The 14,663-nt window shown below is 64.4% G+C and carries 14 protein-coding genes; 11 read left to right on the top strand and 3 right to left on the bottom strand.

Annotation, left to right across the window (positions count from 1 at the left end; all coding sequences use genetic code 11):
• Positions 1 to 11 precede the first annotated feature (11 nt).
• The 6 genes from ASD45_RS02950 (at position 12) to ASD45_RS02975 (ending at position 6,686) form a co-directional block, all read left to right on the top strand.
• Positions 12 to 815, top strand: a complete 804-nt coding sequence (locus tag ASD45_RS02950) for an N-acetylmuramoyl-L-alanine amidase-like domain-containing protein (RefSeq protein ID WP_082540612.1) — start codon at positions 12 to 14, stop codon at positions 813 to 815.
• Positions 816 to 843: 28 nt separating this feature from the next.
• Complete coding sequence (locus ASD45_RS02955) at positions 844 to 1,893, top strand: glucose 1-dehydrogenase (protein WP_056910115.1); 1,050 nt, start codon at positions 844 to 846, stop codon at positions 1,891 to 1,893.
• Between the two features lie 16 nt (positions 1,894 to 1,909).
• Positions 1,910 to 3,754 (top strand): glycoside hydrolase family 15 protein, encoded by a 1,845-nt coding sequence (locus tag ASD45_RS02960; RefSeq protein ID WP_056910116.1) that lies wholly within the window; start codon positions 1,910 to 1,912, stop codon positions 3,752 to 3,754.
• A 106-nt stretch (positions 3,755 to 3,860) separates the two neighbouring features.
• Positions 3,861 to 4,196 carry an NIPSNAP family protein gene (locus ASD45_RS02965; protein ID WP_056910117.1) on the top strand — a complete coding sequence of 112 codons (336 nt, stop codon included), beginning with the start codon at positions 3,861 to 3,863 and terminating at the stop codon, positions 4,194 to 4,196.
• 88 nt (positions 4,197 to 4,284) lie between these two features.
• A complete protein-coding gene (locus ASD45_RS02970; RefSeq protein ID WP_056910118.1) occupies positions 4,285 to 5,964 on the top strand; it encodes a thiamine pyrophosphate-binding protein in 1,680 nt (559 codons plus the stop codon).
• 71 nt (positions 5,965 to 6,035) lie between these two features.
• Positions 6,036 to 6,686, top strand: a complete 651-nt coding sequence (locus ASD45_RS02975) for a TetR/AcrR family transcriptional regulator (RefSeq protein ID WP_056910119.1) — start codon at positions 6,036 to 6,038, stop codon at positions 6,684 to 6,686.
• 3 nt (positions 6,687 to 6,689) lie between these two features.
• Here ASD45_RS02975 and ASD45_RS02980 read toward each other — a convergent pair whose 3' ends face one another.
• The 3 genes from ASD45_RS02980 to ASD45_RS02990 form a co-directional block, all read right to left on the bottom strand.
• On the bottom strand, positions 6,690 to 7,217 hold the full coding sequence (locus ASD45_RS02980) for a GNAT family N-acetyltransferase (protein WP_056910120.1): 528 nt from the start codon (positions 7,215 to 7,217) through the stop codon (positions 6,690 to 6,692).
• 104 nt (positions 7,218 to 7,321) lie between these two features.
• Positions 7,322 to 8,149: a universal stress protein gene (locus ASD45_RS02985; RefSeq protein ID WP_056910121.1), complete on the bottom strand. Its 828-nt coding sequence runs from the start codon at positions 8,147 to 8,149 to the stop codon at positions 7,322 to 7,324.
• Positions 8,150 to 8,342: 193 nt separating this feature from the next.
• On the bottom strand, positions 8,343 to 8,711 hold the full coding sequence (locus ASD45_RS02990; RefSeq protein ID WP_244485427.1) for a cytochrome c family protein: 369 nt from the start codon (positions 8,709 to 8,711) through the stop codon (positions 8,343 to 8,345).
• 190 nt (positions 8,712 to 8,901) lie between these two features.
• Here ASD45_RS02990 and ASD45_RS02995 point away from each other — a divergent pair, with 190 nt between their 5' ends.
• The 5 genes from ASD45_RS02995 (at position 8,902) to ASD45_RS03015 (ending at position 14,615) form a co-directional block, all read left to right on the top strand.
• On the top strand, positions 8,902 to 10,395 hold the full coding sequence (locus ASD45_RS02995; RefSeq protein WP_056910123.1) for an FAD-linked oxidase C-terminal domain-containing protein: 1,494 nt from the start codon (positions 8,902 to 8,904) through the stop codon (positions 10,393 to 10,395).
• A 49-nt stretch (positions 10,396 to 10,444) separates the two neighbouring features.
• Positions 10,445 to 11,659 carry a glycolate oxidase subunit GlcE gene (gene glcE, locus ASD45_RS03000; protein WP_056910124.1) on the top strand — a complete coding sequence of 405 codons (1,215 nt, stop codon included), beginning with the start codon at positions 10,445 to 10,447 and terminating at the stop codon, positions 11,657 to 11,659.
• An 8-nt stretch (positions 11,660 to 11,667) separates the two neighbouring features.
• Positions 11,668 to 13,002 carry a glycolate oxidase subunit GlcF gene (gene glcF / locus ASD45_RS03005; RefSeq protein WP_056910125.1) on the top strand — a complete coding sequence of 445 codons (1,335 nt, stop codon included), beginning with the start codon at positions 11,668 to 11,670 and terminating at the stop codon, positions 13,000 to 13,002.
• A gap of 147 nt (positions 13,003 to 13,149) precedes the next feature.
• Positions 13,150 to 13,428 carry a hypothetical protein gene (locus tag ASD45_RS03010; protein ID WP_056910126.1) on the top strand — a complete coding sequence of 93 codons (279 nt, stop codon included), beginning with the start codon at positions 13,150 to 13,152 and terminating at the stop codon, positions 13,426 to 13,428.
• 161 nt (positions 13,429 to 13,589) lie between these two features.
• A complete protein-coding gene (locus ASD45_RS03015) occupies positions 13,590 to 14,615 on the top strand; it encodes a sterol desaturase family protein (protein WP_056910127.1) in 1,026 nt (341 codons plus the stop codon).
• The last annotated feature ends 48 nt before the right edge of the window (positions 14,616 to 14,663 follow it).

Raw genomic sequence — 14,663 nt, forward strand, 5'->3', positions numbered from 1 at the left:
GGCGCGACGCGATGACACCGGGCGCCATCACCCGACGCAACATGCTGGCCGCGATGGCCGGCGGCGCGGTGGCGATGAGCGGAATTGCGCCGGCTGCGGCACTGACGCCGGTCCCGGTGCGCGATGCGCGCATCAACAAATTGATCGGCCAGGCGTCGCACCTGCCTTCGATCGCGATGCGCGTCGCCTTTATCTCGCACGCGCTGCTCGGCTCGCCCTATCGCGCTCACACCCTGGTCGGAGGACCGCGCCGCCCGGAGCGTCTGGTGGTCCGCGACGACGTGTTCGATTGCGTGACCTTTCTCGAGACCGTACTGGCGGCGGCGCGATCGCGCGATACGTCGCAATTGCCGTCGCAACTCCGCCTGATCCGCTACCGCGACGGCAGCGTCGAATGGCACGCGCGAAATCACTATTTCGCCGATTGGTGCGCGAACAATATCGCTAACAAGGTCTGTCGTCCGCTGGCGCTGCCGGGCAGCACGACGGTGAACAAACGGCTGACCTCGGAGCCGGGATTGCCGCCGCACCGCGTGGCGATGACCGCGCTGCCGGTTGGTGCCTTGTTCGAGCACAAGTTGCTGTTGGCGACCGGCGACATCATCGGCTTTATGTCACGGCGGCCCGGGCTCGATTATTTCCACTCCGGCTTCATCGTCGTCGACGACGCCGGCGGTCTGTGGCTGCGCCATGCCGCGGAGAGCCGCGGCCGTGCGCTCGACCAGCCGCTGCCGCGTTTCCTCCGCGACAATCGCACGCAGGCGGTGACGCTGCTGCGCGTGCGGGAACCTGTGCCCGGCCCTGTGCTTATATAAGCAGGGGCATCATTCAGAGATCAACTTAATGCGCGCTCTGACGGTCCAGCCCGGCAAGCCTCACTCCATCACACTTGAAAACGTACCGCCGCCGCCGGCAAGCGACGGAGCGGTGCTTGTGCGCACGTTGGCGCTCGGACTCTGCGGCACCGATCGGGAAATCATCGCCGGCGACTACGGCACGGCGCCGCCTGGCCAGGCCCGTCTCATCATCGGTCACGAGTCGCTCGGCCGCGTTGAAGAAGCTCCCGCCGATTCCGGCCTGAAGGCGGGAGACCTTGTCGTCGGGATTGTGCGCCGGCCGGACCCGGTACCATGTCCCGCTTGCGCCGCCGGCGAATGGGACATGTGTCGCAACGGCGGTTACACAGAGCGCGGCATCAAGGCGCGCAACGGCTATGGCAGCGAATATTTCCGCGTCGAACCGGAATTCGCCGTCAAGATCGAGGCGAAGCTCGGCGAACTGGGCGTGCTGATTGAGCCGACCTCGGTCGTCGCCAAGGCCTGGGAGCAGTGCCTGCGCATCGGCCAGCGCGCCGCCGCCTGGCGACCGCGCACGGCGCTGATTACCGGCGCCGGTCCGATCGGCTTGCTGGGTGCGATGATCGGTGCTCAGCACGGCCTCGACATTCATGTTTACGATCGCAACAAGGGTGGCGTTAAACCCGGTCTGACGCGCGACCTCGGCGCGACCTATCACAACGAGTTTCCTGATCTCGAGGCACTGCAGCCCGACATCGTGATGGAGTGCACCGGCGCCGCGCCCGTGGTGGAGGAGACGATCGGACGTGCCGCGGCGGCCGGCATCGTCTGTCTTGCCGGCGTATCGGCGGGCCACGAGATCACTTTCGATATCGGCGTGTTCAATCGGGCGATGGTGCTCGACAACCAGACCGTCTTCGGCTCGGTCAACGCCAATCACCGCCATTACGCAGCGGCGGCCGATGCGCTGGCAAGGGCGAACCGCGACTGGTTGTCGCGGCTCATCACCCGGCGCGTGCCTTTGTCGCGCTGGTCCGAAGCCTTCGAGCGGCGCGATGACGACATCAAGATCGTCCTGGAATTCGCCTCGCATTGATTACATTTGAGGTTGCATGAGTTTGCCCATCGAAGACTACGCCCTGATCGGCGACCTCGGCAGCGCCGCGCTGGTCGGGCGCGATGGTTCGATCGACTGGCTGTGCTGGCCACGATTCGACTCCGACGCGTGCTTCGCCGCGCTTCTCGGCACGCCCGAGAATGGCCGCTGGCTGATCGGATCCCACGATCCCACGGTCAAGGTGAGCCGGCGCTACCGGCCGGGCACACTCATTCTCGAAACACGATTCGAGACCAAGACCGGCGCTGCGACCTTGATCGACTTCATGCCGCCGCGCGACGGCAACTCGCACGTCATGCGCATGCTGGTGGGCGAGCGCGGCGTGGTCGATTTGCATGGCGAGCTGATTTTGCGCTTCGGCTACGGGGCAACCGTCCCGTGGGTGACCCGCATCGGCAAGCAGACGGCCCGCGCCGTGGCGGGGCCAGACATGGCGGTGTTGCACTCTTCGGTGCCTTTTCGTGGCGAAGGTTTCAGGACGGTCGGCGACTTCTCGATCAAGGCCGGAGATACCTACACCTTCAGTTTATCTTACGCCCTGTCGCATCTCGATATTCCCGAGCCGCCCGATGTCGAAGCGAGTCTCGAGCGCACGGAGTGTTACTGGCGCGACTGGTCGGCCACGAACAAGATCGACGGGCCGCACGAGGCCGCGGTGGTGCGCTCGCTGATCACCCTCAAGGCGCTGACTTATGCGCCTACCGGCGGCATGGTGGCGGCGCCGACCACTTCGCTGCCCGAATGCATCGGCGGCGTTCGCAATTGGGACTACCGTTTCTGCTGGTTGCGCGATGCGACGTTGACGCTGCTGGCCCTGATGAATGCCGGATATTACGACGAGGCCCAGGCGTGGCGCGACTGGCTGCTGCGGGCCGCCGCCGGCAGCCCGCGCCAGATTCAGATCATGTACGGCATCCGCGGCGAGCGGCGCCTGACGGAATGGACCGTGCCCTGGCTCGACGGTTACGAGAAATCGCAGCCGGTGCGGATCGGCAACGCCGCGCATTACCAGCTTCAACTCGATATCTTTGGTGAAGTCATGGACGCGCTGCATCAGGCGCGCACCGGCGGCCTCGGCCATCACGAAGCCGGCTGGGACCTGGAACGCGCATTGCTCGATCATCTGGAAACCATCTGGACTCAGCCGGACGAAGGCATCTGGGAAGTGCGCGGCGAGCGCCAGCACTTTACCTATTCGAAGGTCATGGCTTGGGTGGCCTTCGACCGCGCCATCAAGAGCGCAGAGATGCACAACCTACCAGGCCCGGTGGCCCACTGGCGCGCCGTGCGGCACCGCATTCATCGGGACGTCTGTGAGCAAGGCTATAACGCCGAACTCAACAGTTTCACGCAGGCGTACGGTTCGCGCCAACTCGATGCCAGCCTGCTGCTGCTGCCGGTGCTGGGTTTCCTTCCGCCCGAAGACCCGCGCATTCGAGGCACGGTCGAGGCGATCGAGCAGCGCCTCATGCGCGACGGGCTGGTCTTGCGGTATGACACGGGCGAAACGGACGACGGCCTGCCGCCGGGCGAGGGTGTATTCCTGGCCTGCAGCTTCTGGCTTGCCGATGCTTTGCTGATGCTCGGCCGGATCGATGATGCCGAGAATCTGTTCCAGCGGCTGCTGGCGCTGCGCAACGATCTCGGCCTTCTCAGCGAGCAATATGAGCCGCGCTCCGGCCGGCAGGTCGGTAATTTCCCGCAGGCCTTCTCGCATCTGGCGCTGGTCAATACCGCGAGCAACCTGTCGCATTATCGCAAGCCGGCGGAACAGCGGTCCGAACGGGCGGTGGCCACCAAAGGGCGGCCGCACGAAACTGTGCCATCTACCACAGGCTGATCGTCGGCAATCTCTATTGACCGCTGCGGTGCTGCCCGGGACAGTGCAGCGAACCGCGCAATCGATGACGCGGCCGTAACACGGATGGAAACAGGGAGGGCCGCGCGTGCTGCTCGACGTTCGAACCTACAAGATCAAGCCGGGCTGCATGGCGCCCCATCTCGAGCTCTACGGCAGGCTGGGTTATCCGGTGCAGCTGAAGTACCTCGGTGAGCCGCTATGCTTCGCACAGGCAGAAACCGGCGAACTCAACAGCATAGTGCACGTCTGGGTCTATGATAGCGCCGCCGATCGCGAGCAAAAGCGCGGGCGCATGGCGCAGGATCCCGATTGGAAGAATTACCTCAGCGAGAGCGCCAGGGCCGGCTATATCCTCGAGCAGAAGAATTCGCTGATGACGCCGACGGCCTTCGCGCCGCCGATTCCGAAGCGCAGCATTTAGCCCCTCGCGGGCCTGCCGCCGATCGTTTATAGAGGGCGCGTTCAGGCGACGGCGGGCCCGACCCGCGGCGATATCGGAGCTTTCCCTCATGCGTTCCAACGACGGCACCCGCACCGGCGGCGAAATCCTGATTGATCAACTGGTGCTGCATGGCGTGAAGCACGCTTTCTGCGTGCCGGGGGAAAGTTATCTCGCCGCGCTCGACGCACTGCATGACGCGCCGATCAAGCTGACGATCTGCCGGCACGAGAGCACCGCCGCGATGATGGCGGAGGCCGTCGGCAAGGCAACCGGCAGGCCGGGCATCTGTTTCGTCACGCGCGGTCCGGGCGCCACTAACGGGTCGGCCGGCGTCCACATCGCGCGGCAGGATTCGTCGCCGATGATCATGTTCGTCGGTCAGGTCGGCCGCGACATGCGCGAGCGCGAAGCGTTTCAGGAACTCGATTACCGTCAGGTGTTCGGCGGCATCGCCAAATGGGCGACCGAAATCGACGATGCGGCGCGCATTCCCGAGATCGTGTCCCGCGCATTCTTCACCGCCTGCAACGGCCGGCCCGGTCCGGTGGTGGTGGCGCTGCCGGAGGACATGCTGACGGACCGGGCGGTGGTGCCGAACGCCACGGCGTTCGAAGCCGTCGAGACCTGGCCGGGTCTCAATGACATGAGCCGGCTGCAGAAGATGCTGTGGGCGGCGAAAAAGCCGATCGCGCTGATCGGCGGCTCGCGCTGGTCGGAAGCGGCGAGCGCGGCGATGATGCGTTTTGCCGAACGCTTCGCGCTGCCGGTGGCGACGACGTTTCGCTGCCAGCCGCTGTTTGACGCGATGCATCCCTGTTACGCAGGCGACTTTGGCATCGGCCCCAATCCGAAATTGCTGGCGCGGGTCAAGGAGGCCGATCTGGTGCTGCTGATTGGCGACCGCATGAGCGAGATGTCGTCGCAGAGCTACACGCTGTTCGATATTCCCGTGCCGCAGATGAAACTGGTGCATGTGTTCCCGGGCTCGGAGGAGCTTGGCCGCGTCTATCATCCGGCGCTGGCGATCAACGCCTCGCCGACCGCGTTCTGTGCGGCGCTCGAAGGGTTGCAGCCGCCGAACGAGATTGCCTGGAAGGGCGCAGCCGACACCGCGCATGCCGATTTCCTCGCCTGGGGCGAGAAGGCGACGTCGCAGCCCGGCACGATCAACCTCGGCGAGGTGATGGTGTGGCTGCGTGACAACCTCGGGCCGGACGCGGTCATCACCAATGGCGCCGGTAACTTCGCCACCTGGATCAACCGCTTCTACCGCTTCCGCCGCAACAACACGCTGATCGCGCCGACCTCGGGCTCGATGGGTTACGGCCTGCCGGCGTCGCTGGCGATGAAGACACTCTATCCGGAGCGGACGGTGGTCTGCGTGGCCGGCGACGGCGATTTTATGATGACCGGCCAGGACTTCATGACCGCGGTTCAGTTTGGTCTCGGCATTATTGTCGTCCTCTGGGACAACGGCACCTACGGCACGATCCGCATGCATCAGGAGCGCGAGTATCCCGGTCGCGTTGTCGGCACCGACCTCAAGAACCCGGACTTCGTCGCTTACGCCAAGGCCTTCGGCGGCTTCGGCGTCCGCGTAGACAAGACCGCCGACTTCCCGGCCGCCTTTGCCGCCGCGCAAAAGTCTGGCCTGCCGTCGATCATCCACCTCAAGGTCGATGCCGAGCCGCTCACTCCTGGTTTGTCGATGAGCGCGATCCGGGAGAAGGCATTGTCGGGCAAATAATCGCAGGCGCCGGGCCGTCCACCGGTCCGGGCGCTTGCCAAGCTTGGGTGAATCACTATTCACTCATTCCGATGCCGTATCGCCGCACGGAAAATATCGTCCGCCGGCTCGCCGAGCGCGAGAAGACCATCCTGGACGCCGCCATGGCGCTGGCCGGCGAGGGCGGCATGGCGGCGGTGCAGGTCGCCGCGGTCGCAAGCCGGGCGGGGATCGCCGCCGGGACGGTCTATAGGTATTTCCCAACCAAGAACGACCTGGTGGCGGAACTGATCGCCGCTGTCGCCGGACGTGAACTCGAGGCCATGCAGACGGCGGCCGACGCCGCGCCGGGGCCCTTGTCGGCGCTGGCGTCGGCGATCGCGCGCTTTTCGGCCCGGGCGCTGGCCGAGCGGCGGCTGGCCTGGGCGGTCATCGGTGAGGCCGTGGATCCGCAAGTCGATGTCATGCGGCTCGACTTCCGTCAGTCGCTGGCCAACGAACTGGAGCGGCGCATCAACATAGCCATCGGCCTTCGTTTCCTGCCGGATCAGGACGCGCGGCTGGCGGCGCCGGCCATTGTGGGGGCGCTGATGGAAGGCCTGCTCGGGCCGCTGGCACCCGTCTATGAGGACGCCGCCGCGGCGCGCGAGGCCGTGCAGACGGTGACCCTGCTGTCGCTGCGGGCGCTCGGCGTCTTTGATGCGCGGGCGCGCGGTCTCGTAGCGCAGGTGGTGTTGCCCTGAGCCTCACGCCATCGCGTCTTCGGGCACTTCGGCGAGCGGCAGTTCGACGCGCTTGACGCCGGGCTCATCAGGGTCGTTGGTGCTGTGGAAGCCCAACTCGTCGCACATCTGCAGCATGGTGGTGTTTTCGACCAGCACCTGACCATGCACGGTCTTGAGGCCGTGCTCCTTGGCGTAGGCGATCATGTGCTTCATCATCAGCCAGCCGAGCCCGTGCCCCTTGAGATGCGAGCGCAGAAGGATGGCGAATTCGCCGGCCTTGCCGTCATCGTCGTCATGCAGCCGCACCACGCCGAGCATGCGGCCGTCGGCGTCGAGCGCGATGAAGGCCATGGCGTGGGCCGGATCGTAGTGCACCAGCTTGTCGATCATCTCAGGGGAGACTTCGCGCATCACGGCGAAGAAGCGCAGCCGCAGATCCGGCATCGTGACGTCGCTGAGAAAATCGGGATAGAGCGCGGCGTCCTCGGGCTTTAGCGGCCGGAAGAACACCATTTCGCCGTCGAGCAGTTTGACGTGGCGGCTGAGCATGTTCCTCCACAGGTCTCCGCCAATGCGGAGACCGGGTGTTGGTTCCTGTCTCAATCGGCAGTCATTCCTGCGCAGGCAGGAATGGGCGTCAAGCCGGACCGTCGCTAGTGCGACATCAGGACCGGGACGGTCATGCTCTCGAGGATACCGCGGGTGGCGCCGCCGAGGACAAATTCGCGCAGCCGCGAGTGGCCATATCCGCCCATCACGATCATGTCGGCACTGGAATCGGCGGCGTAGGACAGGATGGTCGAGGCGACATCGATATCGGGCGAGGTGATGCGCTTGACGTCTACCTTCAGCCCGTGTCGCGCGAGATGCTGGCCCAGATCGGCACCGGCAATTTCGTTATCCTTGCCGGCCTTGCTGCCGATGATCACGATTTCAATCTGCTTGGCCTTACGCAGGAAAGGCATGCTGTCGGCAACGGCGCGAGTCGCCGCCCGGCCACCATCCCAGCACACCATGACGCGGTCGAGCTTCAGGCCGCCTTTGTGGATGAAGGGGACGTGGATCACGGGTCGACCGGATTCGAACAGGGCGGCCTCGTCGATCACTTCGTCCTGGATGCCCTCGGCGGGATCGGCCTGGCCGACTACGGCAAGATCGAAACGCCGCGCGATGCGGGCGAACTGGTCGGCGGCGCCGGAGACGCTGGCGCTCACGACGCGCGTTTCCGCGGAGAGGCTGGAGCGCTTGGCGGCGGCTTCGAAACGCGCAATCGCGTCCTTGGCCTTCTTGTCGGCTTCATTGCGCTGCGCTTCGATGAATTCCGGCGGAATGCCGCCCATCACGGCGCCGGGAATGATCGGCTCATAGGATACTGCGATGCCGGCGACATGCGCCTCGAATGCTTCGCCGACCGCGACCGCGAAATCGCCTGCGGGATCCTTGGCGCCCAAGCCCAGATTGACGATGATATCCTTGATCATAATGACAGCCTCCCTTGCGACCTGCGCCCGTAATTGGCAGCTGGTTTATGCTCGGTTCTTTGCACGGCAGCTTTGACCAAGGTCAAATGCTACCGCGCTTTGCGTTGTCATGTCCGCCGCCAGCGCCGCGCGACCAATAGCACAGTTTCGTGAGATTGGCCGATTCCGGATTTCCGCTGCAGCGGTCTTGGCGCTACTTCTTCTTGCCGGAGGCGTCGAACTGCTTGAGATACGCCCAGAGGCTTTTTGCTTCGGTCTCGTTCTTGATGCCCGGGAAGATCATCTTGGTGCCCTTGATCTTGGCGCGGGGGTCTTTGATGTAATCAAGGAACTGTTCTTCGTTCCAGGTGATGCCGGAATTCTTGTTGGCGTCCGAGTAGGCATAGCCCGGCGCCGTGCCGGAATGACGGCCGTCGATGCCATTCAGTTCAGGGCCCACCTTGTTCTTGGCGTCTTCGCCGATCGAGTGGCATGGCAGGCATTTCTTGAAGGAATTCTCGCCGGCGGCAACATCCTGAGCGGCTGAATTTTGCACGGTCAATGCGAGCACCGCCGCTGCCATCACCGGGGCCCAGAAACAGGTCTTGCTCATTGCGTCTTTCCTCTCGCGGTTCGGGCGACAACAGGCCCTGGTTCGTTTATATTCCAATAGCTGAATGCTTCTGCCGGCGCCCTGTGTCAACCCGAGCGATTGGCTGATATCGTCGCTGATGACAGTTGCTGAGATATGACCTGAGACCGGAGACTTATTGATGTCGGTCAAAATGCCGGAAACCGATGCGGCAGTCCTGAGCCGCCGCGCCCAGATCGTCAAGACGCTGCGGACCATTGTGCCGGGCGAGGGCGTGATCGACCGCGAGCGCGAGATGAAGCCGTTTGAATCGGACGGTCTCACCGCCTATCGGCAATTGCCGATGGTCGTGGTGCTCCCCGAGACCACCCGACAGGTCGCGGAAATCCTCAAATATTGCCAGGACAACGGCATCAAGGTGGTGCCCCGGGGCGCCGGAACCTCATTGTCCGGTGGGGCTCTGCCCCTTGCAGACGGCGTGCTGCTCGGCATGGCCAAGTTCAATAAGGTCAGAGAGATCGATTTCGAGAACCGCGTCGCGGTCGTCGAACCCGGCGTCACCAATCTCGCGGTATCGAATGCCGTGGCGCATGCGGGCTTCTATTACGCACCGGATCCGTCGTCGCAGATCGCCTGCACCATTGGCGGCAACGTCGCGGAAAATTCCGGCGGCGTGCATTGCCTGAAATACGGCATGACGACCAACAATGTGCTCGGTTGCGAGATCGTGCTGATGACCGGCGAGGTCCTGCGACTCGGCGGCAAGCATCTCGATGCAGAGGGCTATGACCTGCTCGGCCTCGTCGTCGGCTCGGAAGGCCTGCTCGGTGTTGTCACCGAAGTGACGGTGCGCATCCTCAAGAAACCAGAGACGGCGCGCGCGGTGCTGATCGGTTTTCCGACGTCGGAACAGGCGGGCGCTTGTGTGTCGAAGGTCATTGGCACCGGCATCATCCCCGGCGGCATGGAGATGATGGATAAACCGGCGATCCACGCCGTCGAGCAATTCGTTCACGCCGGCTATCCGCTCGATGTCGAGGCGCTGCTGATCGTCGAACTCGACGGGCCGGCGGCGGAGGTCGATCACCTGATCGCTCGTGTCGAGGCGATCGCCAATGATTGTGGCGCGGTGTCATGCCAGGCCTCGACCTCGGAACAGCAGCGGCTTCTGTTCTGGGCCGGGCGCAAGGCGGCATTTCCGGCCGCCGGCCGCATCTCGCCGGATTATTACTGCATGGACGGTACCATTCCCCGGGCCAAGCTGCCGCTGGTGCTCAGGCGCATGAAGGAATTGTCGGAAAAATACGGGCTCGGCGTCGCCAATGTCTTTCATGCCGGCGACGGCAATCTGCATCCGCTGATCCTCTATGACTCCAACAAGCCTGGCGAACTCGATCGCGCCGAAGAGTTCGGCGCCGACATCCTGCGGCTCTGCGTCGAGGTCGGCGGCGTGCTCACAGGTGAGCACGGCGTCGGCGTCGAAAAACGCGACCTGATGCCAACGATGTTCTCCGAGATCGATCTCAATGCCCAACAGCGCGTCAAATGCGCGTTCGACCCCAAGGGGCTGCTCAATCCCGGCAAGGTGTTCCCGCAATTGCACCGTTGCGCCGAACTGGGTCGCATGCACATTTCGGGCGGCCAGGTGCCGTTCCCGGACCTGCCGCGGTTTTGACGTCAGTCATGTCCAATCGTTTTTGTCCCTGAATTGTCGAGACCCGTTCGTGACCGACGTCCTCAAGCCTGCCGATATCCATCAAGCCGAAGAAGCCGTGCGCTGGGCGGTTGGCAACGACAAGACCCTTGAGCTCGTCGGCTCGGGCTCGAAACGCGCGCTGGGCCGGCCGAGCCAGACCGATATCACGCTCGACCTATCGTCGTTCACCGGTGTCACGCTCTACGAACCCGACGAACTCATTCTGTCCGCGCGTGCCGGCACGCCGCTGGCCGAGATCGAAAAACTGCTCGACGATAACAACCAGCAGCTTGATTTCGAACCGATGGATTATGGGCCGCTGCTTGGCCAACCGGCGGGGCAGGGCACCATCGGCGGCGTCCTTGCGACCAACCTTGCAGGACCGCGCCGCATCAAGGCCGGCGCGGCGCGCGACCATTTTCTCGGCGTCACCGCCGTCACGGGCCGCGGCGAAGCGATCAAGTCCGGCGGCCGCGTCGTGAAGAATGTCACCGGCTACGACATGTGCAAGGTGCTGGCCGGCTCCTGGGGCACGCTCGCGGCGATGACCGATGTCACCATCAAGGTGCTGCCCAAGCCGGAGACCGAAGCGACGGTGGTTGTCGAAGGCCTGAATGACGGGCAGGCCTGCGCCGCGATGGCGGCGGCCCTCGGCTCGTCCTGCGATGTTTCCGCCGCCGCGCATCTGCCGGATCATGTGGCGTCCTATTTCGACGGTCTGCTGAAGGCGGAAGCCGCGACCGTGCTGCGGCTCGAGGGCGTGGCGCCCTCGGTCGCGCATCGCACCGGCATGCTCGCCAAGCTGCTGCAGTCGTTCGGTTACGTCGTGACGCTCGACGCAGCCGGTTCACAAAAGCTCTGGCGCAGCGTGCGCCAGGTGGCGCCCTTCGCTGCCGACAGCGCGCTGGCGCGGCCGCTTTGGCGCATCTCCACGCCGCCCGCGCAGGCGCACCGGTTGGTCGACCTCATCACACCGGCGGCGCAGATGTTCTACGACTGGGGCGGCGGTCTGGTCTGGGTGGCGATGCCGTTCGAGGGCGAGGCCGATGCCGGCTCGATCCGGCGCGCCGTGGTTGAGCTCGGTGGCCATGCCACGCTCGTCCGCGCGCCAGCCGCGCTGCGCGCCTCGCTCGACGTGTTCCAGCCGCAGGAGCCGGGGCTCGCGGCCCTGAGCAAGCGGGTGAAGGAAAGTTTCGATCCCAAGGCCGTGCTCAATCCCGGCCGCATGTGGGCAGGGGTATAAGAGACGTTATGCAGACCAATTTCTCGCTGGCCCAGCTCGCCAATCCGCAGATCGCCGAGGCGGATCAGATCCTGCGGGCTTGCGTGCACTGCGGCTTTTGCACCGCGACCTGCCCGACCTATGTGCTGCTCGGCGACGAGCTCGATAGCCCGCGCGGCCGTATCTATCTGATCAAGGAGATGCTGGAGAACGACCGGCCGGCGGATCGGGAGACGGTCAAGCATATCGACCGCTGCCTGTCGTGCCTGTCCTGCATGACGACCTGTCCGTCCGGCGTGCACTACATGCATCTGGTCGATCATGCCCGGGACCATATCGAGAAGACCTACAAGCGCCCGCTGGCGGACCGCCTGATCCGGTCGATACTGGCGCGTGTCCTGACCGACCAGAGCCTGTTCCGCCTCGCGGTGGTCGGCGGCAAGCTGGCGCGGCCATTCGCGGCGGCCTTAGCCGCTCTCGGCCTGTCGCGGCTCGCCGCCATGGTACGGCTGACGCCGGCGACGTCGCCGGCGCCGCCGTCGGACCGCACCCGCAAGGTGTTTCCGGCGGCGGGCGAGCGGCGAGGGCGCATCGCGCTCCTCGGCGGCTGTATCAATCCGGTGCTCAGCCCTTCGACCAACCAAGCCGCGATACGCACGCTCAACCGGCACGGCATCGAGGTCGTCATCGCCGAGGGTGAAGGCTGCTGCGGTTCGCTGACCCATCACATGGGCCGCGAGGAGCAGGCCTTTGCGCAGGCCCGCGGCACCATCGACGCCTGGATCCGGGAGATCGAGCGCGAACCGCTCGACGCCATCCTGGTCACCGTATCGGGCTGCGGCACCACGATTAAAGACTACGGCCACATGTTCCGGAACGATGAGGCTTATGCCGGCAAGGCGACGCAGATTTCAGCGCTGGCTCAGGATATCAGCGAGTATCTCGCTACGCTCGGACTTGCCGCTCAGGCAACGGCGCGGCCGCTCAACGTTGCCTATCACGCCGCCTGTTCATTGCAGCACGGTCAGAAGATAGTGCATGCGCCGAAAGATTTGCTTTCCAAGCTCGGCTTTGTCGTCAAAGATATCGGCGAGGGGCATTTGTGTTGCGGCTCGGCGGGCACCTACAACATTCTTCAGCCGGCCATCGCGGCCAGGCTGCGGGACCGCAAGGTCGCCAATATCGAACAGCTCCAGCCGGATGTGATCGCGGCCGGCAATATCGGCTGCATGACTCAGATCGCGTCCGGAACGTCGATACCGGTCGTCCACACGGTCGAACTGATCGACTGGGCGACCGGCGGCCCGGTGCCGGAGCCGCTCGCCCGACAAGGTATCAGCCTTGGCGAAGCCAGCGCCGGCTAGGGCGCGAGGTGGCCGAGGTGCGGGTGCGGCAGGGCGCAAGCCAAGTGACGGCTCCGGCAAACGGTCATCGGACAGGTTTGATGTAGGCCGCGGAATCAGTGGCCGCGGCATTTGATTGGATTAGCCCAAACCGATCGGAGGTCGATCATGGCGAAGAAGCGCAAGAAGGCTGCAAAGACGTCAAAGAAGAAGACCAAGAAGGCTGCACCTGCCAAGAAGAAGGGCATGGTGAAAACCAAGAAGAAGTCGGCAAAGAAGACCGCCAAGAAAGCCACCAAGAAGACCGCGCCGAAGAAGAAAGCGGCCCGCAAGGCTGCTCCCAAGGCCGCTTCCATGGCCGCCCCGAAGGCCGCGCCCGCGGTCTCGCCGCCGATGGGTTCGGCGCCGGTGATGCCGAGCTCCGACGGCCCGGGCGAGGGCAACTAGGCGGCGGGTCGTTCGCCTCAGCAAACATGAGACGGGCGGTTGCCGGCTGGCGGCCGCCCGTCATGCTTACGGATAACGTGGAAATTCGGCCCTCTGCCGTAAGCAAATCATTACCAAGGCCCGGCTACGATCGCGCATCCTAACGACGCGAGGACAGGCTCTTGGAGTTCTTGTGGGCCGCGCTGAAGCGCAATTTCGACCACCTGACGAATGTACTGTTCTCGGTCGGGTCGGAATTCTCGATCAATTCGCTGCTCTGTGCGCTGGCCATCGCCGCGACGTTTCTTATTTGGCAGCGTCTTCGCCGCGGCCGCCGCTTGCGCTTGCCGGCACTTCTGAGGGCGCTGTTCCCGCGCCGCATCCTGCGCAGTCCGTCCACCGTTGCCGATTTCGGCTTTTGTCTGTTCAACACATTCGTCTATGGCGGCATCTTCGGCCTGGCGGCGATCTCGTACCAGTTCCTGACCAACGGCGTGCTCGATGGGCTCGTCGCGGTGTTCGGCAAGCCCGCGCCATCGACCTGGCCGGTCTGGGCGTCGCGGTCTGCGATCACTGTGATGATGTTTCTCGCCTACGAGCTCGGTTACTGGATCGATCACTACCTGAAGCACCGCGTGCCGTTCCTCTGGGAACTGCACAAGGTGCATCACAGCGCCGAGGTCCTGACGCCGCTGACCACCTTCCGCATGCATCCACTCGACACCTACGTCTTTGGCAACATCCTGGCCGTGACTGCGGCGATCGCCAATGGCGTCGGCGCCTACATGTTCGGCGATACGACCTATCAATACGTGCTCTCCGGCAACAACATCATCCTCGTGGTTTTCATTCACGCCTATGTGCATCTGCAGCACACGCATGTGTGGATCGCGTTCCGTGGGGTTCTCGGTCGCCTGTTCATCAGCCCGGCGCATCATCAGGTCCATCATTCGACCAACCCGATCCATTTCAACAAGAACCTCGGCAGTTGCCTGGCGATCTGGGACTGGCTGTTCGGCACCCTGCATGTTCCCTCGAAGGCGCCCGAGAAGCTCACCTTCGGCGTCGAACCGAGCGAGGCCGGTGCGCACACGATCACCGGCGAGTTCATCGCGCCTTTCGGGCGCTCCTTCGCCGCGCTCGCCGCGATGATCCCGGGTTTGCCGCGGCGCACCCCGCCGCTGATCGCCGATAACGAGCGCTCCTGAGGCCCGCGGCGGCGCCAATTGCATCGCTGCGGCATGCCGCCTAGATTG

The organism is Pseudolabrys sp. Root1462 (assembly GCF_001426945.1).
In the GTDB taxonomy this organism is placed as follows: domain Bacteria; phylum Pseudomonadota; class Alphaproteobacteria; order Rhizobiales; family Xanthobacteraceae; genus Pseudolabrys.